General features: G+C 63.7%; 16 protein-coding genes and 2 pseudogenes. 9 read left to right on the top strand and 9 right to left on the bottom strand.

Annotated features, from left to right (window positions below; all coding sequences use genetic code 11):
* Positions 1-5 precede the first annotated feature (5 nt).
* The 9 genes from IPF85_RS00240 to ilvB form a co-directional block, all read right to left on the bottom strand.
* The gene (locus tag IPF85_RS00240; RefSeq protein ID WP_343406049.1) at positions 6-779 is read right to left on the bottom strand and encodes a TIGR01458 family HAD-type hydrolase; all 774 of its coding nucleotides are present in this window, start codon (positions 777-779) and stop codon (positions 6-8) included.
* The gene (gene leuB / locus IPF85_RS00235) at positions 776-1894 is read right to left on the bottom strand and encodes a 3-isopropylmalate dehydrogenase (RefSeq protein ID WP_343406048.1); all 1119 of its coding nucleotides are present in this window, start codon (positions 1892-1894) and stop codon (positions 776-778) included. Before leuB ends, IPF85_RS00240 begins: the two co-directional genes overlap by 4 nt.
* A 136-nt stretch (positions 1895-2030) precedes the next feature.
* Positions 2031-2618 carry a 3-isopropylmalate dehydratase small subunit gene (gene leuD, locus IPF85_RS00230; protein ID WP_343406047.1) on the bottom strand — a complete coding sequence of 196 codons (588 nt, stop codon included), beginning with the start codon at positions 2616-2618 and terminating at the stop codon, positions 2031-2033.
* A gap of 12 nt (positions 2619-2630) precedes the next feature.
* A complete protein-coding gene (gene leuC, locus IPF85_RS00225; RefSeq protein WP_343406046.1) occupies positions 2631-4040 on the bottom strand; it encodes a 3-isopropylmalate dehydratase large subunit in 1410 nt (469 codons plus the stop codon).
* Between the two features lie 5 nt (positions 4041-4045).
* Positions 4046-8779 carry a glutamate synthase-related protein gene (locus IPF85_RS00220; RefSeq protein ID WP_343406045.1) on the bottom strand — a complete coding sequence of 1578 codons (4734 nt, stop codon included), beginning with the start codon at positions 8777-8779 and terminating at the stop codon, positions 4046-4048.
* A gap of 102 nt (positions 8780-8881) precedes the next feature.
* Complete coding sequence (locus IPF85_RS00215) at positions 8882-10534, bottom strand: 2-isopropylmalate synthase (protein WP_343406044.1); 1653 nt, start codon at positions 10532-10534, stop codon at positions 8882-8884.
* Positions 10535-10675: 141 nt separating this feature from the next.
* Positions 10676-11698, bottom strand: coding sequence for a ketol-acid reductoisomerase (gene ilvC, locus IPF85_RS00210; RefSeq protein ID WP_343406043.1), 1023 nt, complete (start codon positions 11696-11698; stop codon positions 10676-10678).
* Between the two features lie 35 nt (positions 11699-11733).
* On the bottom strand, positions 11734-12276 hold the full coding sequence (ilvN, locus tag IPF85_RS00205) for an acetolactate synthase small subunit (protein WP_343406042.1): 543 nt from the start codon (positions 12274-12276) through the stop codon (positions 11734-11736).
* Positions 12277-12310: 34 nt separating this feature from the next.
* Entirely contained in the window at positions 12311-14026 is a 1716-nt protein-coding gene (ilvB, locus tag IPF85_RS00200) for a biosynthetic-type acetolactate synthase large subunit (RefSeq protein WP_343406041.1), read from the bottom strand.
* A 623-nt stretch (positions 14027-14649) separates the two neighbouring features.
* Here ilvB and IPF85_RS00195 point away from each other — a divergent pair.
* From IPF85_RS00195 to IPF85_RS00155, 9 genes and pseudogenes are all read left to right on the top strand, one after another.
* Positions 14650-17685, top strand: a complete 3036-nt coding sequence (locus IPF85_RS00195) for a M14 family zinc carboxypeptidase (RefSeq protein WP_343406040.1) — start codon at positions 14650-14652, stop codon at positions 17683-17685.
* Positions 17686-17953: 268 nt separating this feature from the next.
* Complete coding sequence (locus tag IPF85_RS00190) at positions 17954-18901, top strand: Rpn family recombination-promoting nuclease/putative transposase (RefSeq protein ID WP_343406039.1); 948 nt, start codon at positions 17954-17956, stop codon at positions 18899-18901.
* Between the two features lie 14 nt (positions 18902-18915).
* The gene (locus IPF85_RS00185) at positions 18916-19776 is read left to right on the top strand and encodes a YitT family protein (RefSeq protein ID WP_343406038.1); all 861 of its coding nucleotides are present in this window, start codon (positions 18916-18918) and stop codon (positions 19774-19776) included.
* A 234-nt stretch (positions 19777-20010) separates the two neighbouring features.
* A pseudogene (gene lysS, locus IPF85_RS00180) lies at positions 20011-21199 on the top strand (homocitrate synthase).
* Entirely contained in the window at positions 21196-21777 is a 582-nt protein-coding gene (locus IPF85_RS00175; RefSeq protein ID WP_343406037.1) for an NUDIX hydrolase, read from the top strand. Before lysS ends, IPF85_RS00175 begins: the two are co-directional and overlap by 4 nt.
* 5 nt (positions 21778-21782) lie before the next feature.
* Positions 21783-22850, top strand: a complete 1068-nt coding sequence (locus IPF85_RS00170) for an aconitase family protein (RefSeq protein WP_343406036.1) — start codon at positions 21783-21785, stop codon at positions 22848-22850.
* Positions 22840-23361 (top strand): annotated as a pseudogene (locus IPF85_RS00165) (aconitase family protein); the annotation flags it as partial. The gene IPF85_RS00170 and the pseudogene IPF85_RS00165, both read left to right, overlap by 11 nt.
* Complete coding sequence (locus IPF85_RS00160) at positions 23358-23867, top strand: 3-isopropylmalate dehydratase small subunit (protein ID WP_343406035.1); 510 nt, start codon at positions 23358-23360, stop codon at positions 23865-23867. The pseudogene IPF85_RS00165 and the gene IPF85_RS00160, both read left to right, overlap by 4 nt.
* On the top strand, positions 23864-25000 hold the full coding sequence (locus IPF85_RS00155) for an isocitrate/isopropylmalate dehydrogenase family protein (protein WP_343406034.1): 1137 nt from the start codon (positions 23864-23866) through the stop codon (positions 24998-25000). Before IPF85_RS00160 ends, IPF85_RS00155 begins: the two co-directional genes overlap by 4 nt.
* Positions 25001-25080 lie beyond the last annotated feature (80 nt).

The raw sequence follows: 25080 nt of genomic DNA, 5'->3' as shown, positions 1-25080 counted from the left end.
GGGGATCAGAGATCGCGTACGTCGGCCAGTGAATTGAAAACATAGTCCGGCCAGATTCCTTTGGCCAGGTCTTCAGGGCGGAACTTGCCGGTTTTGACCAGCGCGCCGAGCATGCCTGCATTGCGGGCGCCGGCTACATCCACATCAATGTCATCACCGATCATGGCAATCCGCTCCGGCGCCAGGCCGAGCATGCCGATGGCCTGCTCGAAAAATGCCCGTTCGGGTTTGCCCATCACCAGTGCGTAGCGTCCGGTGGCAAATTCCAGAGCCGTCACGAACGGGCCGGAATCGAGGCGCAGGCCATCGGCTGCTCGCCAGTAGCGGCTCTTGCCGAGCGCGATGAAGCCCACATTTTTCTCCAGCAACAGACGAAAGGCGTGATTGAGCTTCGGGAACGACCAGGCATCCCCCAGGTCGCCAACCACAACGAAGGCGGGGTTATCAGCATCCTGGTGAATGCCCTCGAATTCGGACAGGGCGTCGTCCAGCACCAGTAGATGGGCGCTGGCGCCGCGCGTGCGCAAGTAATGCGCCGCGACCGAGACCGGGTTGAGGATGTCGCCCTCCTCAGCCTGCACGCCAAAGCTGCGCAAACGCGCGGCCAGGCTGGCGCGGCTGCGCATGGTGCTGTTGGTGACAAAACGCAGGGGCACGCCGCGCGCCCGCAGCCAGACGAGGGTCTCGCCGGCGCCGGGGAGCAGTTGGTCATACTGATAAACTGTCCCGTCCAGGTCAATGAGCAGGGCGTCCACATGCTTCAGAATACTGGCCGTCATACGTTGTCCTTGCGCCGCAGCGCGTCCATCACCTGGTTTCCCATCGCTTCAGTGCCCAGGCAAAAATCTGGTTTGGCCGCTCCGGCAATATCAGCGGTGCGATAACCGGCCGTCAACACCGCAGCCACGGCCTGTTCGATTGCCAGCGCGGCATCTTCCAGGCCCAAGGAGTGGCGCACAAGCATCGCCGCGCTCAAAATGGCGCCGAGGGGGTTGGCAACGCCCTGGCCGGCAATGTCGGGCGCCGAGCCATGAATCGGCTCGTAGAGTCCCCGCGGCAAGCCGAACGGGTTGAGATCAGCGCCTACGGACGCCGACGGCAGCATGCCCATGGAGCCAGAAAGCATGGAGGCCTCGTCGGTCAGGATGTCGCCGAACAGGTTTTCGGTAACGATCACATCGAAGGTGGCCGGCCGCCGGATCAAGTGCATCGCGGCCGCGTCCACCAGCAGATGATCGAAGATCAAGCCCGGGAACTCACGCGCCACCACCTCGGTCGCCACGCGCCGCCACAGGCGCGAACTGGCCAGCACATTGGCCTTGTCCACCGACGTGAGCTTACCCCGCCGGCTCTGCGCCGCGCGGGCTGCCACGCGCACCACGCGCTCGATCTCTGGTCGCGTATAGATCATCGTGTCGAAGGCGGTTTCCACCCCGGCGGCGTCGAGCTGCGCCTCCTGCCGCGGGCCAAAATAGGCGCCGCCGGTCAGTTCGCGCACCACCAGCAGATCCACGCCTGCCAGGGTTTCCGGCTTGAGAGTGCTGGCGCCGATCAATGCCGGCGCCACCGCAACCGGTCTCAGGTTGGCAAACAGCCCCAACGCCTTACGCAACCCCAGCAGCCCCTGCTCCGGTCGCACCGCCGCCTGCGGATTATCCCAGCGTGGGCCGCCCACCGCGCCCAGCAGCACCGCATCAGCCGCCGCGGCCAGGCGCAGAGTCGCTTCCGGCAGGGCGCTCCCCGTCGCGTCGATGGCACAGCCGCCCAACAGCGCCGGCTCGAACTCGAACGACTGTCCGTACCGTTCTCCCACCGTGCGCAAAACCCGAACAGCCTGCCCCGTCACCTCCGGCCCAATCCCATCTCCGCCCAAAACAACTACTTTCGCGTGCAATGTGTGTTCTCCTCCTCCCGATGCGTAAGGCGTGTTACGTGGTGCGAGACACCGCTCCCCGCCCCTACTCCTATTTCCTTACCCTACTCCCCTTTCCTCCCCTAACTCCTATTTCCTAACTCCTATTTCCTATTTCCTAACTCCTAACTCCTTCCTCATACGCCGCAATGTGACCTTCCTGCCGCAGGAGGTAGCTCAGATCGTCCAGCCCCTCCAGCAGGCACACTTTCCGGTACGGATCAATGGTGAAGCTGTAGACCTGGTCGTCCACGGTGACGGTTTGGCTCGGCAAATCCACCCGGATCAGGGTGGATGGCACTTCCTCCACGCGATCGAACAGTTCGCTCAGATCGGCCGGCTGCAGGAGCACTGGCAGCAGGCCATTCTTCAGGCTGTTATTATAGAAGATATCGGCAAAATACGACGAAATCACGGCCACGAAACCGGCGTCCATGATGGCCCACGGCGCGTGCTCGCGTGAACTGCCGCAGCCAAAATTGCGTCCGGCCAACAACAGCGTCGCGTCCGCGTGCTGCGGCTGGTTGAGCGGAAAATCGGGCCGCGGCTGCCCATCGGCGTCGAGGCGCCAATCGGCAAACAAGCCCTTGCCCAAGCCGGTGCGCGTCACGGTGGTCAGGTAGCGCGCCGGGATGATCTGATCCGTATCCACGTTTTCGGCACGCAGCGGGCAGGCCGTGGCCGTGACTGAACTGAACTTATTCATGGGTCCCCGCTTTCACAGAATATCGCGCACATCGCCCACGCAGCCATGCAGGGCTGCAGCCGCCGCCATGATGGGGCTCATCAGGAGGGTGCGCGCGCCCTTGCCCTGGCGCCCCTCGAAGTTACGATTGCTGGTGCTGGCGCAGTACTTGCCGGCCGGCACCTTGTCCTCATTCATCGCCAGGCACATACTGCAGCCCGCGCCGCGCCACTCGAAGCCGGCTTCGCTGAAGATGCGATCCAGCCCCTGCGCCTCGGCCGCCTGCTTGATCCACTTGGAGCCGGGCACCACCAGCGCGACCACGCCATCCGCCACGCGGCGCCCTTTGACGACCGCCGCGGCCGCCTGCAAATCTTCCAGGCGTGAATTGGTGCAACTGCCGATAAAGACATAGTCCACCGGCTGACCGGCCAGCGACTGCCGCGGTTTCAGTCCCATGTAGGCCAGGGCTTTGGTCAAATTTGCACGATCCTCTGCGCTCTCCAGCTCAGCGGGATCAGGAATGCGTTCGCTGATCCCCAAAACCATGCCCGGATTGGTGCCATACGTCACCATCGGCTCCAACTGCGAACCGTGCAGCGTCACCTCCCGATCGAACACAGCATCGGCGTCGCTGACCAGGTCCTGCCAGCGTGCCACGGCCCGCTCGAAATCGGCGCCCTGCGGCGCAAGCGGGCGGCCGGCCAGGTAGGCAAACGTCGTCTCATCCGGCGCGATCATGCCGGCCCGCGCCCCGCCTTCGATGCTCATGTTGCAGATCGTCATGCGCTGTTCCATCGAAAGGCTGCGGATGAGTGCGCCGCGGTACTCGAAAACGTGTCCCGTGCCGCCGCCCACGCCGACCTGACGGATGATCGCGAGGATGATGTCTTTGGCCGTGACGCCAGGCGCCAGCGTGCCCTCCACATTGATGGCGAAGGTTTTTGGTTTGGACTGCAACAGGCACTGGGTCGCCAGAACGTAGCCGACCTCGCTGGTGCCGATGCCAAAGGCCAGCGCGCCAAACGCGCCATGCGTGGAGGTGTGACTGTCACCGCACACAATCGTCATCCCCGGCTGTGTGATGCCTAGCTCCGGGCCGATGACATGCACGATGCCCTGCGTTTCACTCTCGATATCGAACAAGGTCACGCCAAACTCCGCGCAGTTCTCGCGCAGCGTGCGCACCTGGTGCGCGGCGTCGGCCGGCCACAGGGCTATGTCCATCATTCTCATCGGCCGTGTGGGGATCGCATGATCCATCGTGGCAAAGGTCCGCTCTGGCCGGCGCACCCGCAAGCCCCGCTGGCGCAGCATGGCAAAAGCCTGCGGCGAGGTCACCTCATGCACCAGGTGCGCATCCACATACAGCACGGCCGGCGCTCCTGGATCCTGCACCACCACATGGCGATTCCAAACCTTCTCGAACAATGTTTGTCCCATGTAACTTAGTTCCCCATTCCCTGTTCCGTCTCTGCCTCTTCCACGACGCCTTCGTTCGCGGCCTCGATCGCGGCCACCTGTTCTTGTGGCGCCACACGCCAGAAGAGCGGCAGTTGATTCTCCCAATCGGTCAGAATGGCGGTGGCGCGTGGACTATCGGTGCGTTCAAGGTGTCGTTCCAGCAGATCACGCAGCTCGGCCTCATGCTCGGCGCGCTCCACGCGGCGCAAGGCGACCAACTGGGTGTTGGCACGTTCTGGCAGCCGGTCGTCGCGATCGTACACATACGCCGCGCCGCCGGTCATACCTGCGCCGAAGTTGCGACCGGTCTTGCCCAGCACCACCACCACGCCGCCCGTCATATACTCGCAGCCGTGATCGCCCACGCCCTCCACCACGGCGCGGGCGCCCGAATTGCGTACCCCAAAGCGCTCGCCGGCGCGGCCGGCCGCATACAGCTCGCCGGCCGTCGCGCCGTAGAGCGCGGTGTTACCCAAGATCACGTTGTGATGCCAGACATAGGTAGCCGCGGCCGGCGGGCGAATCACGATCTCCGCGCCGCCCAGACCTTTGCCCACATAGTCGTTGGCTTGGCCGGTGAGGCGCAGGCTCAGCCCGTGGATGCCAAACGCGCCGAAGCTCTGTCCGGCCGTGCCGGTCAGGGTGATGACGATGGCGCCGGCGGGCAAACCCTGGTTGCCGTAACGCTGCGCCAACGCGCCCGACAGGCGCGCTCCCACCGTCCGATCGGTATTGCGAATCTCATAACAGGGACGGTTTTCTGCCACAGCATCCAGTTCGCCATTTTCCCGCTCAGCCCACGCGGCCAGGGCATCCGCGGCCAGGCGGTCTCCCAACGTGGCGTCGGGCGGGCTGGCGGGATGACCTTCAGCGTTGGGCGCAAAGCGGCGGGCGTAGCCGGTGTCAGGCACCCAGAGCAGCGGCAGCAGATTGAGATGATGCGCGGCTGCCCCTGTCACCCCCTGTTCCAGCAGCTCCGAATGGCCGATGATCTCATCCAGGCTGGTTGCGCCGAGGCTGGACAGGATCTCGCGTACCTCCTGGGCCACTTGGGTCATGTAATCCACCACCATGTCGGGCGTGCCGGGGAACCTGGCGCGCAGGTCCGGCCGCTGAGTGGTGATGCCGACCGGGCAGGTGTTGAGATGGCAGGCGCGCGCCATCTTGCAGCCCACGGCCACCAGGGCGGCGGTGCCGAAACTGAACTCGTCGGCGCCGAGCAAAGCGGCCAGCACGACATCCAGGCCGGTCTTGAAGCCGCCATCCACGCGCAGCCTGACCCGACTGCGCAAGCCGTTGATGAGCAAAGTCTGCTGCGCCTCCGCCAGGCCCAATTCCCAGGATGCACCAGCGTTCTTGATCGAAGTCAGCGGTGAGGCGCCGGTGCCGCCATTGTGGCCGCTGATATGCACGATGTCGGCATGTCCCTTGACCACGCCGGCCGCAATGGTGCCCACACCGGCCTCGGCCACCAGTTTGACCGAGACCGCGGCGGCCGGGTTGATCTGCTTGAGATCGTAGATCAACTGCGCCAGGTCTTCGATGCTGTAGATGTCATGATGCGGCGGCGGTGAAATGAGCGCGACCCCTGGGGTGGTGTGGCGCACGCGCGCAATGTCGGCGCTGACTTTGTGGCCCGGCAACTGCCCGCCCTCGCCCGGCTTCGAGCCTTGGGCCATCTTGATCTGCAGCTCCTCGGCGGCCATGAGGTACGCGGGTGTGACCCCAAAACGACCGGAGGCGACCTGCTTGATCTTGGTGGCTGCGGGGGTGCCGTAGCGGTCCTCGCCCTCGCCGCCCTCGCCGCTGTTGCTGGCGCCCCCCAGGCGGTTCATGGCGATGGTCAGGGCCTCGTGCGCCTCGGCGCTCAAGGCGCCGTAGGACATGGCGGCGGTGGAAAAGCGGCGCACGATGGCCGCGACCGGCTCCACCTCCGTCAACGCGATGGGCTGACGGCCGCGGGTGACGATGCGCAGGAGGTCGCGCGGCTCGGTGGGTGGCCGGCGCTCGACCAGGTCAGCGAAGCGGCGGTAGACCTGTGATGTCACATCTCGCGGCCCGACTTTCTGATCGCGGCTCTTGGTCAGCCCGACCACCTCGTGCAGGGCGCGCACAACTTCCGGGTTGAAGGCGTGATATTCGCCGCCCCGCCGGGCCTTGTAGAAGCCATAGCTTTCGAGCTTGACCTCGGCTGCCGCCAGATTGCCGTTGCCAGGCCCATTGTGCGCAGAACGCGGCGCCTGGCCCAATTCCACAGCCTGGGTCGCAAAGGCGCTGCGGTGCCAGGTCAGGACATCCTCGGCCAGGTCGGTGTAACCAACGCCGCTGATGCGGAAATTGGGTGTGCCCTCGAAGGCGCTGGCGATCAGATCATCGCTCAGACCGATGGCCTCGAAAATCTGCGCGCCGCAGTAGGAATCGAGCGTGGAGATGCCCATTTTGGACATCACCTTGAGGATGCCCTTCTCCACGGCCTGGATGAAGTTATGCTCGGCTGCTGCCTGGCTCAGCCCGGTGGCATGGCGGCCCCCCGCCTGCAAGCCCTCGGCGATGGCGCCGTAGGCCAGCCAGGGGACAATGGCGTTGGCGCCGTAGCTCAACAGGACAGCGAAATGATGAACCTCACGCGGTTCGCCGCTCTCGATGATGAGGCTGCAGTGCATGCGCTCTCCCAGCTTGATCAGGTGGTGATGCACGGCGCTGACCGCGAGCAGGGAGGGGATTGGCGCGCGCTGGGCTTCGACGGCGCGGTCGCTGAGAATGAGCAGGGTGCAGCCAGCGATGACCGCGGCGGCGGCCTGGTTGCAGAGGCGTTCGACGGCCGGCCGCAGTTCCTGATGCCCTTCCGCCACATCCCAGGTCATGTCCAGGGTGGCGGGTTTGAGGTGATGCCAGGTCGGGGGGCGCAGGTCGCGCATCTCGAGGCGCTTGAGGGCAGCCAGTTGGCTGCTGGTCAGGATGGGGCCGGGGATCTCCAGCAATTTGGCCGCAGCCGGAGTCTCACTCAACAGGTCGGCCCGGCGCCCCAAGCGTTGGCTGAGCGACATGACCATCTCTTCGCGCAGCGAATCAATGGGTGGATTGGTCACTTGCGCGAAGCGCTGCTTGAAATAGTGGAACAGCGGGCGCGCGACGTCAGACATGGCCGCGGCCGGCGTGTCATCGCCCATGGAGCCAACCGCCTCGCGGCCGTCCTTCCACATGGGACGCAAGACGACCAGGAGCTCTTCGCGCGTGTAGCCGAAAGCAGCCAGGGGCAGGGTAGAATCTGGCGCGGCGGCGGTCGTCCTCTCTTCGTCGCCGTCGTCGCCGACCGCGTCTGCCGGCCCCCTGGCCCCCAAGTTTGGGGGGAGGGGGGGCGCGTGGGTTAACACCTGATCCAGGGTGACCAGGTGCTGATCGAGCCATTGGCCGTAGGGCTGGCGCTCGACGAAGCGCGCGACAATGGTCGCGTCGTTTTCGATGAGGCCATTGGCGGTGTCCACAGCCAGCATCTCGCCGGGGCGCAGGCGGCCCTTCTGCACCACGCGGGCTTCGTCAACCGGCACCGCGCCCACTTCCGAGGACATGATGACAAGGCCGTCGTCCATGATCACAAAGCGCGCGGGGCGCAGGCCGTTGCGATCGAGCGCGCTGCCCACGATGCGGCCATCGGTGAAGCTGAGCGCGGCCGGGCCGTCCCACGGCTCCTGCAGACAGGCATGGTAATGATAGAAGGCGCGCTGCTGCGGGGTGACATCGGCGGTCCCTTCCCAGGCCTTGGGCGCCAGCATCATGAGGGCATGGCGAATGTCGCGGCCGGATTGCACGAGCAGATCCAGGGCGTTGTCGAGCATGGCCGAATCGCTGCCGTGCGGGGAAATGACCGGCGCCAGCACTTTAGCATCACGGCCCCAGACGTCGGAGCGGCCAAGATCGGCCTCGCGTGCCGTCATCCAGGAGGTGTTGCCCTGCAGGGTGTTGATTTCACCGTTATGGCAAACCAGGCGGAAGGGCTGGGCGCGCTCCCAGGTGGGGAAGGTGTTGGTGCTGTAGCGTTGATGAAAAACGGCAATGGCGGTCTTGAAGTCGGGGTCGTGCAGGTCGCTGTAGAAATTGGGCAACTGCGGCGCGACGAAGAGGCCCTTGTAGACCACCGTCAGGGATGAAAAGGATGGGATGTAGAAATTGCTGATGCTCTCGGCCCAGGCGCGCTGCGTGGCTCGCTTGCGCACGAGGTAGAGACGGCGCTCGAACTCATGCGTGCCGACCTGCGCGGGTCGGGCGACAAGGACCTGCTCGATGTAGGGGCGCAGGTTTTGCGCCCAGGGTCCCAGGGCGTCGCCGTTGACCGGCACATCACGCCAGAGCAGCTTGAGCAGGCCATACTCCGCGATCGTCTCTTCCAGGAGAGTGCGCGCGCGCGCGCGGTGTGCGAGGTTGTAGCGGGGCAAGAAAACCATGCCAACGGCCAGGTCGCCGCGGGCCGGCGGCTGCAGACCCTGCTTGAGCACCTCGCGCGCCAGCAGATCGTAGGGCAGTTGTGTCAGGACACCGGCGCCGTCGCCGCTCTTGCCATCGGCCGCAACTGCGCCGCGATGGGCATGATTGCAGAGCGCGGTCAGCGCAAGCTCAAGTACGTGATGGCTGGCCGCGCCCGATTTCTGCGCCACAAAGCCAATGCCGCAGGCATCATGCTCGAAACGCGCATCGTAAAGCGAGCCAGATGTTTTTGGCATGGGATGATCGCCGGTCTCTGGTCTCCACCCTCCGATCTCCGGTCTCAACTCCCCGGTCTGCATGTCCAACTCCTGCTTGCTCATGTTTTGCTCACTCTTCCGCTAGACCGCCACGTCCGACGCACGTTCTTCGCGCGCGGCCAGCAGCTTGTTCAGCGACTGAATGTAGGCCCGCGCACTGGCGACGACGATATCGGTGTCCACCCCGCGGCCGCTGAAGATACGGCGCCCTGCCCCTCCCTGCGCGGACTCGCCAGCGCCCACCGGCTCCGGCGCCTCGATGCGCAGGGTGACGTCAGCGACGGCATCCAGACCTTCATCAATAGCCTGAATACTGAACTCGACCAGTTTGTTGGGCACATCCACGATATGGTTGATACTCTGGTAGATGGCGTCCACCGGGCCGGTGCCGAAGCCGGCCTCGGTGCGCACGAAGCCGCCCTGGGCGTTGCGCAGACGCACGACGGCTGTGGGAATCAGGCCGGTTCCACACTGGACCTGGACGTTCTCGATGACCCAGGTCTCCGGCGGCTGGTAGAGCTCGTCGGCCACAAGCGCCTGAATGTCATTGTCGGTCACGGTCTTCTTCTTGTCGGCCAGGTCCTTGAAGCGGAAGAAGACCTCGCCCAAGTCCTCGTCGCTGAGATGATAGCCCATTTCTTCGAGTTTGAGGCGAAAGGCGTGGCGGCCGGAGTGTTTGCCCAGGACGAGGCGGCTGCGGCTGAGGCCAATCATGTCGGCGTCCATGATTTCGTAGGTGCGCTTGTGCTTGAGCATGCCGTCCTGGTGAATGCCGGCCTCATGGGCGAAGGCATTGGCGCCGACGATGGCTTTGTTGGGCTGCACGACCATGCCCGTGTAACGACTGACCATGTCGGAAGAGCGGTGGATTTCCTGGGTGACGATGTTCGTGTCCACTTCGAAGACCTGGCGCCGGGTGTAGAGCGCCATGGCGATTTCTTCCAGCGAGGTGTTGCCGGCGCGCTCGCCAATGCCATTGACCGTCACTTCGACCTGGCGCGCGCCGTTTTCGATGCCGGCGAGGGTGTTGGCGGTGGCAAGGCCCAGGTCATTGTGGCAGTGGCAGGAGACGACCACCTGGCGGGCGCCTGGCGTGTGCGCACGAATGTCACGAATCAGTTGACCATACTCGGCCGGCGTTGTGTAGCCCACGGTGTCCGGGATGTTGATGGTGGATGCGCCGGCGGCGATGGCGACGGTAAGCACCTTGTACAAGAAGTGGGGGTCGGAGCGGCCGGCGTCTTCCGGGCTGAATTCAACATCCGGGCAGAGGCTGCAGGCATAGGAAACCATCTCATGCACCTTTGCCATCACCTCCTCAGGCGTCAGTTTGAGCTTGAACTCCATGTGGATGGGTGAGGTAGCCAGGAAAGTGTGGATGCGGGGCCGCTGGGCATGGCGCACGGCTTCCCAGGCTGCGTTGATGTCGTGCTGGCTGGCGCGCGCCAGCCCGGCGATGATCGGCGGCGGCGCCATCTGGCCGAACTTGTCCAGCCGTGCTTCGACGCCCACGGTCTGCGCAACCTGACGCACCGCGTCCAGGTCGCCTGGCGAGGCCGCCGGAAATCCCGCCTCGATGATATCCACACCGAGACGGGCGAGCTGGCGTGCAATCTCCAGCTTCTCCTGCGTATTGAGCGTCGCGCCCGGCGACTGCTCGCCATCGCGCAGCGTCGTATCGAAGAACAGAATGACATCCCGTTCGATTTGATCGTTTCCTACAGCAGGTTTCATCTCTGTGCTCTCCAATCTCCAGTCTCCAGTCTCCAAAGAGAGATCAGGGATCAGAGACCGGAGACCGGGTGTGTGGAAGGCGGCAGTTCTGCCGTCTCCAATCTCCGATCTCCAATCTCCAATCTCCGATCTCCGCCCCCATCACGCCCCGCCCTGGCCGGGCACGACCTCGCGTGGGTTGATCCACGGCATCATGCGGCGCAGATCGCGGCCCACCTGTTCCAACTGGCTGTCGCGCTCGCGTGCGCGCACGGCGTTGAACCAGGGACGGCCCATCGCATTCTCTTCGATCCACTCTTCGGCGTAAGCGCCGGACTGGATGTCGGCCAGGATCTGCTGCATGGCGGCGCGGGTTTGGTCCGTGATGATCTTCGGCCCGGCGCTGTAATCGCCGTGTTCGGCCGTATCAGAGACCGAGTAGCGCATGAAGCTCAGGCCGCCGCGATAGAAGAGGTCCACGATCAGTTTCAGCTCGTGCAGGCACTCGAAATAGGCCACTTCTGGCTGATAACCGGCGCCAACCAGGGTGTCAAAGCCGGCCTTGACGAGCGCGCTGACCCCGCCGCAGAGCACGGCTTGTTCGCCGAACAGGTCGGTTTCCGTCTCCTCGGCAAAGGTGGTCAGGATCACGCCGGCGCGCGTGCCGCCGATGGCCTTGGCGTAGGCGAGGGCGTCGGCCAGGGCATGTCCGCTGGCATCTTGCTGCACGGCCACCAAACACGGGGTGCCGCCGCCCTCTTCGAAGACCTCGCGCACGCGATGGCCAGGCGCTTTGGGCGCCACCATGCTGACATCTACAAAATCGGGCGGCTGAATCTGACTGAAGCGAATGTTGAAACCATGCGCGAACATCAGTGTCTTGCCAGGCGCCAGAGCCTGCTCGATACTCTCCCGATAAACACGGGCCTGCGTCGTGTCGGGCAGCAGGATCATGATCATGTCTGCCTCGGCGCAGGCATCGCCCACGGTGCGCACGGTCAGGCCATGGGCCTCGGCCTGCGCCCAGCTCTTGCTGCCCTGGTACAGCCCCACCCGCACATCACAGCCGCTATCCCGCAGATTCAGCGCATGGGCATGGCCCTGGCTGCCATAACCGATCACCGCAATTTTGCGGCCCGCCAGCCGGCCCAGGTCGGCATCGGCATCGTAGAAAATCTTCGCCATCATTCCTCCTCAGAAAAAATCGTACAATCAATCCGCTACTGCGGCGCGTGGCCGTTGGTGTGGCGCCAGCCCGGTGTGACTTCCGTTTCGCGGGTGACGCTGTTGAGGCCGCGGGACATCGCCACACGACCGGTGCGCACCATCTCCTGGATGCCAAAATTGCGCATCAAGTCCAAAAAGCTGTTGATGCGGCTTTCGGGGCCGGTCATCTCCACCACGATCGAATCGAGGGCCACGTCCACGATGTGGGCGCGGAAGATATCGGTCAACTGCACGATCTCGGAACGCGTCGCGCCCTCGGCGCGCACGCGCACCAGCACCAGTTCACGAATGACGGCCGGCGCCTGGCTGATATTCTCCACCCGGTAGATGTTGATGACCTTCTCGAGCTGCTTGACCGCCTGATCCACCATGCGCTCATCGCCGTCTACCACGAAAGTCATGCGCGAGATGCCCTGCGTCTCGCTGTGGCCCACCGCCAGGCTCTCGATGTTGAAATTACGCCGGCGAAACATGCCGGTGACCCTGTTGAGCACGCCCGGCGTATCTTCCATCCACGCAACCAATGTGTGTTTCATCTTGCTTCTCCGATCTCCAGTCTCTAATCTCCGCTCACCAGCTCGGCTGCACCCCGCTGTACTCCTGCACAATCGCCATCGGGCGCCGGATCATCTCGTCCACGGCTGAGCCTGGCGCGACCATGGGATAGACATTGACCTCTTCTTTGACACGGAATTCGATCAGGAAGGGGCCGTCATGCGCATTGGCTTCGGCAAAGGCCGCGGCCACATCTTCCTTGCGATCCACCATGCGGGCGGGGATGCCGTAGGCCGCGGCCAGTTGAACGTAGTCCGGGCTGAAGATCGGCGTGGCGGAGTAGCGCTTCTCGTAGAAGAACTGCTGCCATTGGCGCACCATGCCCAGAAAGCCGTTGTTGATGATGGCAATCTTGATCGGGATGTTTTCCTGGACGATAGTGCCCAGTTCCTGCATCGTCATCTGGAAACCGCCATCGCCGACCACGGCCCACACCAACTGCTCAGGAAAGGCAACCTTGGCGCCCATGGCCGCGGGCAGTGAGAAGCCCATGGTGCCCAGGCCGCCGGAGGTGATGAGCTGGCGCGGGCGCTCATGCACAAAATACTGCGCCTCCCACATCTGGTGCTGGCCCACATCAGAAACCACGAAGGTATTGCCCTTGGTGGCGTGCCACAGTGCGCGCATGACATAGGGTGGGATCAATTCATCCACCTCGGCCTGCACGATGTCGCGCTGATGGGTTTCATCCTGCCAGTGTTTGATCGTCTGCAGCCAGTCCGGGTGACGCGCCGGCTCGATGTGCGGCAGCAGCTCGGTCAGCGTCTCCTTGCAATCGCCGAGCACGGCCACGTCCGGCTTGACATTCTTGCCGACCTCGGCCGGGTCCAGCTCGAAGTGAATGATCTTGGCCTGGCGGGCAAATTTGTCCAGGCGGCCGGTGACGCGGTCATCGAAGCGCATGCCGATGGCAATCAGGACATCGCACTGCTGCACCGCCAGGTTGGTGGCCGCCTCGCCATGCATTCCACCCATGCCCAAGGCGAGCGGGTTGGTCTCCTTGATGCTGCCGATGCCCAAGAGGGTGGTGACCACGGGGATTTCGGCCTTTTCGATCAGTTCCATCAACTGCGCTTCTGCGCCGCCGATTTGTACGCCGTGGCCGGCCAGGATCAGCGGGCGCCTGGCGCGATTGATGATTTCAGCCGCCTGGCCGATCGCCTGCGGCGCGGGTCGGCGTGTGCGGGTCATACTCGGCAGGAAAATCTTCTCCGGGTATTCGAACTCAGCCTTAGCATTTTGCACATCTTTGCAGATGTCCACCAGCACCGGGCCGGGTCGTCCCTCCCGCGCGATGTAAAACGCCTCGCGCATCACACGCGGCAGTTCGCGCACGTCGGTCACCAGGTAGTTGTGCTTGGTGACAGGCTGGGTGACGCCGGTCACATCGGTCTCCTGAAAGGCATCGCCGCCGAGCAGGGTGGTTGGCACCTGACCGGTCACCGCCACAAGCGGGATCGAATCGAGCAGCGCGGTGGCAAGCCCTGTCACGAGGTTGGTAGCCGCGGGGCCGGAGGTGGCCATGCAGACGCCTACCTTGCCCGTGGCGCGCGCGTAACCATCGGCCATGTGCGCTGCGCACTGTTCGTGGCGCACGAGGACATGCCGCACGGGGTACTGCACCATGGCATCGTAAATGGGCAGATTGGCGCCGCCTGGATAACCAAAGACAACATCCACCCCCTCGCGTATCATGATTTCCCACACCATCTGGGCACCGCTCAGTTTCATCATCATCTCCTCATAGTTTCTGCGTACACCGCACCTGCCACAAATAAAAAACCCTGACCACCGTGCCCCCCTATAAGGAGACTCACCGTAGTCAGGGGCGCCATTGCAACCCGTTGGGCATCATCGCCGCTAAAAACTCAGAAGGCACACATGGGGGCGAGACCTGGCCTGTCAAGCGCACACGAACGGCTTCGATCGTGATGCGCTGGGATCAAAAAACAAAGAGAAACAAAAAACCTTCCCGGCGGTGGGAAGGCTTCTGCAACACTGCAAAGGTAGGTACGTTGCTACCGTGTCTGTCCCCCAACCGCCATTCGCTCCGGCCGGCTAATTACACCGACAAGGAGCGTGCTAATGACGATCGTCGTAAGGGACAAGGTTCTAACCGACACGGCTACCTCACTTCAAGACAGGCTACTTACTCTTTACGCTGGGCGGGAGTATAAACGCAATGACGCGTCTTGTCAAATGGGCTGCTTGGCTCACAGAATGTCCGCCAGGGTTTGGTCGCAGCGTGCGCCGCGTGCTATAATGGGCAGGCTACGGCAGCACCTCCGCTGTCTTCACTGAGGACATTCCCGCAGCAATCACGAATCTGACGTCTCGATGAGGAGTTTTTTTGCATGGCACGCTCACCTGGCTTTCGTCTTCTGCTCGCGCTCGTCCTTTGTTCCCTGCTCTTACCGGTTGCCCACGCGGCCCCGGTCGTCCCTCCCCACAGCGATGGATTCACCAATCCTGTGGTCGCCCGCGTCTATTATGACGATGCGGCCCAGATCAAACAACTGGCCGATTTCGATCTCTTCGAATACAACAACACGACAGAGAAATATGTCCTGGTCGCGGTGGATCAGGACGAATACGCGGCGATCGAACGCCTGGGCTTTCGCCTGCAGGTTGACGAGCTGGAAACCGCCAACTTCAACCGTAAGCCTGAAATTTCGCCCGACCAGGTCAACGGCATTCCGGGCTACCCCTGCTACCGCACTGTCGAAGAGACCTTCGCCACCGCGCAGAGCATCGTGACGAACTATCCGCAGTTGGCTTCGTTCGTTGATGCCGGCAACTCATGGCAAAAGAGCGCCGGCCTGGGCGGTTACGACATGAACGTCCTGATCCTGACCAACTCTGCCGTACCTGGCCCCAAGCCCAAGCTCTTCATCACCTCAGCCATTCATGCGCGCGAGTACACCACGGCCGAACTGGCAACACGTTTCGCCGAGTACCTGGTGACCAACTACAACGTAGATCCCGATGTCACCTGGATCCTGGACTACCACGAAGTGCATCTGATGCTGCACACCAACCCCGATGGCCGCAAGCAGGCGGAGACGGGCCTCTCGTGGCGCAAGAACACCAATCAGAACTATTGCGGCGCCACCAGCACGAGTCGCGGCGCCGATCTCAACCGCAATTTCAACTTTCAATGGGGATGCTGCGGCGGCTCCAGCAGCAGCCAGTGCAGCGAGACCTACCGCGGCCCCAGCGCAGCCTCGGAACCTGAAACTCAAGCCGCGCAAGCCTACATGCGCGCCATCTTCCCCGATCAACGCGGCCCCCTCCTCACCGATCCGGCGCCGCCGGACGCCACCGGCGTCTACGTGGACATTCACAGTTACAGCCAACTGGTCCTGTGGCCGTGGGGCTTCACCAGCACCGTCGCGCCCAATGGCCCGGCCCTGCAAACCCTGGGCCGCAAGTTCGCCTACTTCAACAGCTATTTGCCTGAGCAGGCCATCGGTCTCTATGCCACCGATGGCACCACCGACGATTTTAGCTACGGCGACCTGGGCATCGCATCGTACACCTTCGAGTTGGGAACCTCTTTCTTCCAGGACTGCTCCACCTTCGAAAACACGATCCTGCCCACCAACATGCCGGCGCTGATCTACGCGGCCAAGGTCTCGCGCACTCCGTACATGACGGCCGCCGGACCTGATGCCCTCGGTGTGGCGGCTGCCCCTGTCACCGTCACCACCGGCGACCCGGTCAACCTGTCCGCGACCCTCAACGATACCCGCTTCAACAACAGCAACGGCAGCGAACCGACACAGGCCGTTGCCGCGGCCGAGTACTACATTGACACACCGCCCTGGCAGGCGGGCGCAGTAGCCTATCCCATGTCGCCCGCCGATGGCACGTTCAACAGCACGATTGAAAACGCCGTAGCCACGATCAACACCAGCGGCCTCAACAGCGGTCGCCACACCATCTTCGTGCGCGGCAAGGACGCCGCCAACAACTGGGGCGCGGTAAGCGCTGTCTTCCTTACGCTCTCGGTGTTCAGCGCCACGCCCGTCTCGCAGGCCATCTGCACGCCGGCCAATGCGGACTACACCATCAACGTCGGCTATGCCGGCGCCGTGACCTTCAGCGCCCTCGGCCACCCGCTCGGCGCCACGGCCACCTTCGCCCCCAACCCCGTGGCCGGACCGGGCAGCACCACCTTGACCATTGGCAACACCGGCAGCGCTGCGACGGGCAATTACACCATTGGCGTTACCGGCTTGTATAACGGCGGCTCGCAAACCAGCAACGTGCTGCTCAACGTGGCGAATGCCGCGCCTCCCGCGCCCATCCTGGTCAGTCCTGCGAACAACGCCACCAACGTGGCGAGCCAGCCAACCTTCACCTGGAATGCAGCGTCGCAGGCTGCAACCTACAGCATCCAGGTAGCACAAGACGCCGGTTTCACGAACATCGTCGCCTCAGCCACCGGCCTGACCGGCGTCAGCTACACCCCATCGGTCACACTGTTCACCAGTACACGCTATTACTGGCGCGTTTGGGCTGACAACGCCTGCGGAGTCAGCGCCTACTCGACCATCTTCACTTTCACCACCGTGGCCGCGCCCGGCGACTGCGGCCCTGGCCTTGTACCCAGCACGCTCCTCAGTGAAGATTTCGAGACCGGCCCCAACGGTTGGACGCTCGGTTCCGGCGGCAGCGGCAACACCTGGGCACTGTGGGGCACGCGCGTGCATAGCGGCCTGCAAGCCTTCCATGCCACCGATCCGGCTACCAGCAGCGACCAGCGCCTGGTCTCGCCGTCCATCGCCCTGCCCAGCGGACAAAATCCGCTGAGCCTCCAATTCTGGAACTACCAGTCGTTCGAACCGCGCTCCGGCGGCTGCTACGACGGCGGCATCCTGGAAATCTCCACCAACGCCGGCAGCACCTGGACGCAGATCACCAGCGGCCTGTTGACAGATCCCTACAACGGCCCGATCGGCAGCGGCAATCCCCTGGGCACAGTCAACGCCTGGTGCGGCGATCCGCAGGACTGGCTCAATTCGATCGTAGACCTCAATCCCTACGCCGGGCAAACCGTCAAGTTCCGCTTCCGTCTCGGCTCTGACACCAGCGTCGGTCGCCCGGACGGCTGGAACCTGGACGATGTCGTGGTCAGGTCGTGCCAGGTCGAAACCGCCTGCTACTGGGCCGATCCCGACTGTTCATGCCCGGAGGGCGGCGCCACCGGCATTGATGTGGTGGACATCGCGTTTACGGCCAACGCCTGGAGCCTGTATCAGACCACCGGCGCCTACACGCGTGCGGCCGATGTGGACTGTCGCGCCAGCGGCGGCTGTGATCAAGTCAACGACATTCGCGACGTGCAGGCCGTCGCCTCCATGTGGGGCACCGCGTGCCCGGAGTAAGGCAGACGCCCTGAGCGGCGTAAGCAGGCTCATAGGCGGTCTGCGACTCAATCTCACTAACTTTCCGCTCACATGCGGTCCGCCACCCCCCGTCTTGTGCCAAAAGAGGATACCGTCTGAGCTTGTCGAAGAGGCGCCCACCGCGTCGCTTCGGCAAGCTCAGCGAGCGGCTCCTGCAAACCTGCCCCGGCAGGATTGACGAATCGCTGCCAGCGCCTTATACTTCTCTTGTCAACGTGAAGCATGCGCCGACTACACGAGGGGGATCATGCCCAAAACAGCGGACATTGGTGGCAAACGCCTGATCAGCCTGGCTCCAGACGCCTGGGCGCAATGGGTCACGCAGCGCAGTGATGTCACGGCACGCGAGATTGTCTCCAGTGAGTTCCAATGGATTAGTCGAGCCAGTGATGTGCTGATACGCTGCTTTAGCCCGGAGCATGGCGAGTTTCTACAGCTCACAGAACTGCAGATTCGCTACAAGCCGAGTCTGCCACGGCGCATGCGGGCCTACGCTGCCCTGGCGGAAGAAACGTTCGGGCTGCCGGTGTTTCCGGTGTTGATCAACATCCTGCCACCACCAGGTCACAGCGACAAGATAGTCGAGCGTTACGAATCCGAATTCATGGGATTGCACGCACGACAGGATTACCGAGTCATCAATCTGTGGACCGTTGATGCCAACATCGTCTTGCAGCGTCCGTTACCTGCGCTGCTTCCGTTCACGCCAGTGCTCAAGGGAGGCGCCAAACAGCAGATTGTCGCCCGGGCATTGGACATGTTACGTCATGATGAAAAGCTGAGCGATTTAGAGCCGCTCCTGGCTTTTTTCGCCAGCTTCGTATTCGACATCCCGGTTGTACAGCAAATCATGAGGTGGGATATGAACGTCCTGCGTGAATCGCCGTGGTACCAGGAAATTCTGGAGCAGGGTTTAGCCGAAGGCATGCAACAAGGCATACTGCAAGGTATGCAGCAAGGTATGCAGCAAGGTATGCAGCAAGGTATGCAGCAAGGTATGCAGCAAGGCGCATTGCGTCAGCTTTTGCGCCTGGTGCGCGCACGTTTTCAGATTGCACCGCCAAGCATCCAGATCAGGTTGCAACAGTTGAATCTTGATCAGCTCGAGCAGATGGTAGACTTGGCGCTGGCGGCTGAATCTCTGGACGAATTCATGCTGCACGTGCCGGCCTTGCCGAGTAACGGTAAACACTGAGAGCCAGCCTCGCTTTGAAACCTCATTACCGCTTGTTGCGCGATGCCATTCTCATCGTGCTCGGCTGTTTCTTGATGGCGTTGGCCGTGGACGTGTTCCTCGACCCGAATGACGTGGTGCCCGGCGGCTTCACGGCCATCGCCATCTTTGCGAACCGCCTGCGCGGCTGGCCCACCGGCTTGACCCTGCTGGCCCTGAATGTCCCCTTCTTCGCGCTGGGAGTCTGGCTGCTCGGCGCTGAGCTTGGCCCCAAGACTTTTGCGGCGGCCGTGCTGGTTTCCCTGGCGATTGACGGCCTGCGCCCCTACCTGCCGACGGTGCAGGGCGAACCGCTGCTCTACGTGGCCTACGGTGGACTGCTCTTCGGCGCCGGTCAGGCGCTGGTTTTTCGCGCCGGCGCGACCTCCGGCGGCACCGAACTTCCTGCCAAGTTGCTGGAGCACTTCTACGGCATCCGCATGTCAAGCTCCCTGCTGGCCATGGACGCGCTCATCCTGGGCATGGCCGCCATCTTCTTTGGCCTCGGCCCCGCGCTCTACGCCCTGATCACCGCGTGGGTTATGGCCCGTGTGATTGATGTCGTTGACGTGGGCTTCAACGCCAGCCATACGGCCTTCATCGTCACCCAGGCGCCGGACGACGTGCGCACGGCCATCCTGCAGCGCCTGGGCCGTGGCGTGACCATTCTGACCGGCCAGGGCGGCTTCACTGGTAATCAGCGCATCATGCTCTTCACCGTCGTGCATCGCCGCGAAGTCGGCGCCCTGCGCAGCATCGTCAGCGCGGCCGACCCTGACGCCTTCATGGTCATCACCCCCAGCACTGAGGTCCTGGGCGAAGGCTTCAAACCGTTGACACGCCTGCGTCGCGGCTGAGCGGCCAATTTCCTGATTTGACACCTCACCTCCCCTATGCTAAACTCCCGCCCGTTCGCAAGATAGGATGAAGACCATGACGATTCAGTTTGTTTGCAAGCAGAGCAAGGCCAAGAAGCCGGACGACCACGTCTGGTAGATGGTGCTTGCTCGTCAATCAGGACAGCAAAGCCGGCTGCCAGGATAACCTGGGGCCGGCTTTTTTATTGCCCCAAAACCGGAGGAGAAAATCTCATGCCGCTCACGAATTTTGCCATTATCGAGTCCACCCTGCGCGAGGGGGAGCAGTTTGCCAACGCCTTCTTCACCACCGCGCAGAAGGTGGAAATTGCCCAGGCCCTGGACGCGTTCGGCGTCGAGTTCCTGGAACTGACCTCGCCCCTGGCCTCGCCGCAGAGCCTGGAGGACTGCCGCACAATCGCCGCCCTGCCGCGGCGCACCCGCATCCTGACCCACACCCGCTGCCACATGGACGACGCACGCGTGGCCGTTGACACCGGCGTGGACGGCATTGACGTGGTGATCGGCACCTCGTCCTACCTGCGCCAGTTCAGCCACGGCAAGGACATCCCCTACATCATCGAGCAGGCAATCAGCGTGGTCGAGTTCATCAAGAGCCAGGGCGTGCAGGTCCGCTTCAGTACGGAGGATTCGTTCCGCTCTGACCTGGTTGACCTGCTGACTATCTACCGGGCCGTGGATCAGATCGGCGTCAACCGCGGGCATCGCGGACACCGTGGGCGTCGCCAATCCCCGCCAGGTGTACGACTTGGTCAGCACGCTGCGCAAACTGGTTAGCTGCGACATCGAGTTCCACGGGCACAACGACAGCGGCTGCGCCATCGCCAACGCTTTCTGCGCGCTGGAGGCCGGCGTGACGCATGTGGACACCACCGTGCTCGGCATCGGCGAGCGCAACGGCATCACCCCTCTCGGCGGCATGATTGCCCGCCTCTACGCCACCGACCGCAACCTGGTCACCAAATACAATCTGCCTATGCTGCGCGAGGTTGAAAACCTGGTCGCGGGTATCGTCGGGATTGATGTGCCGTTCAATAACTACATCACCGGCTTCACCGCGTTCACGCACAAGGCCGGCATTCACGCCAAAGCCATTCTCAACAACCCCTCCACCTACGAAATCCTCGATCCGGCTGATTTTGGTCTGACCCGCTACGTGCATATCGCCCACCGCCTCACCGGCTGGAACGCGGTCAAGAGCCGGGCCGAGCAGTTGGGACTGGCGTTGACCGACGACGATCTCAAAGAGGCCACCGCGCACATCAAGGCTCTGGCCGACGTAAAACCGATGGCGCTGGAGGATGTGGACGCCGTGCTGCGCGCCTGGCATCAGAAAATCCCCATAGTTCGAATCCCAAACCCCAACTCGGAAATCGGAAATCCCAACAGGGTGACCGCATGACCCCAGCCAACGCCACATCGCTCACGCCGGCGCCGATCGCCTCCTGGCAACTGGTTGATTCGCGCGACGCGTTTCAGAACCGCTGGCTGCACGTGACCCTCGACACGGTGCGCCTGCCGGATGGCCGCACCTATGAGTACACCAATGTGCATCGAGAGGTGGCCGGCGTGGGCATCATCGGCTTGAACGCGGCCGGAGAAATCCTGCTCCAGCAAGAGTATCGTCACCCGGTCGGCCAGGTGGTTTGGCAGGCGCCGGGCGGGCTGGCCAATGTGGGCGAGGACCTGCTGGCCTGCGCCGCGCGTGAGTTGCGCGAGGAGAGCGGTTATGAGGCCGAATCGCTGGAATACCTGGGCGCGTGCTGGGACAACCCCGGCCTGGGCAACGCCATCAGTCACTTGGCGCTCGGCCGTAACCTGCGGCCAACGGGCCATTCACACCCGGACGATGCCGAGATCGTTGTCAATCATTGGGTCACGGTGGCATGGCTCAAGCAGGCGGTCAGCAGCGGCATCATCAAGGATCGTGTGGTGATCTGCGGCCTGGCTCATTTGTGGCTGCGCGGGCTGGTGGGCTAACCCCGATGGGAAAAACATTTGCAGAGAAAGCGCTGGCGCGTGCGGCCGGGCTGGCGGCGGTGACGCCAGGTCAGGTGGTGGATGCCCGGCCCGACATGGCCCTGAGCCATGACAACAGCGCGGCCATCCTGCGCATCTTCCGCCAGCTCGGCGTCAGCCGCGTGCGTTTCCCGGAGCGCCTGGCGATCACGCTCGATCACGCCGCGCCCGCGCCCACGACGCAGCATGCGCAGAACCATGCGGAGGTGCGTCGCTTTGTGGCCGAGCAGGGCATCCGCCATTTCTTCGATGTCGGCCGCGGCATCTGCCACCAGGTGTTGAGCGAAGAGGCCCTTGTCCTGCCCGGACAAACGGTGCTCGGCGCGGATTCGCACACTCCGCATTTTGGCTGGCTGGGCGCGTTCGGCGCGGGCGTGGGTCGCAGCGAGATGGCCGCGATCTGGGCCACCGGCGAACTGTGGCTGCGCGTGCCGGAGAGCATCCAGATCGTGGTCAACGGTCGCCTGACGGCCTGGGCCACGGCCAAAGACCTGGCCCTGACCATCATCGGTCGCCTGGGCGCGGACGGTGGACTCTACGCCTCGGTGGAGATCAGCGGCCCAGCCATCGAGGCCCTGTCCCTGGAAAGCCGCATGGTCTTGCCCAACATGATGGCCGAGTTCGGCGTCAAGAACGCGTACCTGGCCCCGGATGAAGCGGTTTTTGCCTGGCTGGCGGCGAGGAGGGTGAGATCAGAGGTCAGAGATCAGAGACCAGAGATCAGAGATCAGGTGTGTGGAGGAAGGGAGTTGAGTGATTTGGAGTTTCAGGTCGCCGGTCGGCAGTCAGAGATCAGAGATCAGAGATCAGAGATCAGGTACGTGGAGGGCGAGCGGTCTCCGGTCGGCAGTCAGAGAACAGAGATCAGAGATCAGAGACCAGAGACCGGGTACGTGGAGGACGAAGGGCGTGTGGGCGGGAGTGTCCCGTCTCCAGTCTCCAACGACCGAAATCACCGTCAACAAGCCAACCGGTCTCCAATCTCCGGTCTCAAATCTCAAATCTCAAATCTCAGCGGCGGCGCTCTACCCTGATTCGGACGCGGTGTATGCCGGCCGGCATGTGTTCGATGCCAGCGCGGTTGAGCCGAGCGTGGCCTGTCCGCATACGGTGGACAACGTGGCGCCGGTGTCGGCGCTGGCGGGCACGGCTGTGCAGCAGGCGTTCCTGGGCACCTGCACCAACGGGCGGCTGGAAGATCTGGCGCAGGCCGCGGCCATTTTGAGCGGCCGGCGGGTGGCCGCGGGGACGCGGCTGCTGGTAATCCCGGCCTCCAGCGAGATTTATCTCGACGCGCTGCGCGCCGGGTACATCGAGACCTTCATCGAGGCCGGCGCGGTCATCGGCCCGCCGGGCTGCGGCCCCTGCATGGGCAATCACCTGGGCATCCTGGCGCCCGGCGAGGTGTGCATCAGCAGCGCCAACCGCAACTTCAAGGGGCGCATGGGCACGGCTGACAGCGAAATCTACCTGGCCAGCCCGGCCGTCGTCGCGGCCAGCGCGGTGGCGGGGCGGATTGTGCATCCAGAGGAGATAGAAAAGTGACGTTAATTCGCGGCCGTGTCTGGAAATACGGCGATGATGTGAATACTGATGTGATTTTCCCGGGCAAGTACACGTACACCCTGACCGAGCCGCTGGAGATTGCCCGCCATGCGCTGGAGGATCTGGACCCGGCGTTTGCGCAGAACGTGCGGCCCGGTGATGTGGTGATCGGCGGCCGTAATTGGGGCTGTGGTAGCAGCCGCGAGCAGGGCGCGACCTGCCTGAAATATGCCGGCGTGGGCGCGGTGATCGCACGCAGCTTTGCGCGCATCTTCTACCGCAACGCGCTGAACAACGGCTTGCCCGCGCTGACCTGCGCCGCGGCCGTGGATGCGCTGCAGCACGGCGACGAGATCGCGATTGATCTCGATGCCCACGTCATCCACAGCGCGGCCGGCGATTTCGAGTTCCCGCCGCTGTCGCCCTCGGTGCATGGCATTGTCGCGGCCGGCGGCCTGATTCCGTACCTCAAGGCGCACCTGGCCACCGATGGCGGCGCGGCATGAACCGGGCACACGCTTTGCCACTGCGCATTGCGCTGATCCCCGGGGATGGCATCGGCCAGGAGGTGACGCCGGCCGCGGCCGCGGCGATGCAGGCCAGCGGGGTTGCCGTGGAGTTCGTGGAGCTGGAGGCCGGTTGGCAAACGTTCGTGCGCTCCGGGTCCGCCTTGCCCGCAGCCACCGTGCAGGCCCTGGCAACGGTGGACGGCGCGCTCTTTGGCGCGGTGAGCAGTCCAGCGCACGCAGCGCCCGGCTACCGCAGCCCCATCGTGCAGATGCGCCAACAGTTCGATCTGTTCGCCAACCTGCGGCCGCTGGTCAGCGCACCGACGCCTGGCAGTTGGCCGGGCATTGATCTGCTGATCGTGCGCGAGAACACGGAGGGGATGTACGCGGGCCGTGAACGGCTGGAGGGCGACACCGCGATTGCGGAACGGGTGATTACCCGCCGCGCCAGCGAACGCATCATGCGCGTCGCGCTGGAGCAGGCCCGCCGGCGTCGCGGGTTGGTGACGCTGGTGCATAAGGCCAACGTCCTGCGCGTGACCGACGGCCTCTTTCGCGAGGCCAGCCTGAGCGTGGCGCCCGATTTCCCCGATGTTCAGGTGGAGGAGGGGTTGGTGGACAGCGTGGCCTACCGCCTGGTGCGCCAGCCGCAGCACTTCGATGTCATCGTCACCACCAACCTGTTCGGCGACATTCTGAGCGACCTGGCGGCCGGCCTGACCGGCGGATTAGGCCTGGCCGCGTCGGCCAACCAGGGCGAGCGCTTTGTCGTGGCCGAACCGGTGCATGGCTCCGCGCCGGACATCGCCGGGCAGGGCATCGCCAATCCCCTGGCGGCCATCCGCGCCGGCGCCCTGCTCCTGCGCAGCCTGGGCCAGGCGGACGCGGCCGCCCGCATCGAACACGCCGTCAACCAGGTGCTGGCGTCCGGCCCGCTGACCCCCGACCTGGGCGGAAATGCCACGACTGCAGAGGTGACGCAGGCGGTAGTCAGGAGGTTGGAGATCGGAGACCGGAGACCCGGGATTAGGGCGAGGAAGAGCAGAGCGGAGCGGGAGAACCGGAGAACACGAGACGGAGCACGGGAACCTGGTGCAACCAGAAGGCGGTTGATTTGCGGTTGGAAGTGAGGCGTGAGACCGGAAAACTCCCTTCTTCCACGAAACCCGATCTCTGATCTCTGATCTCTGATCTAAAGAGCAAACAATGA

This window comes from Candidatus Amarolinea dominans (assembly GCF_016704685.1).
Lineage (GTDB): Bacteria > Chloroflexota > Anaerolineae > SSC4 > Amarolineaceae > Amarolinea > Amarolinea dominans.
This window is presented reverse-complemented; position numbering and strand designations above follow the sequence as displayed.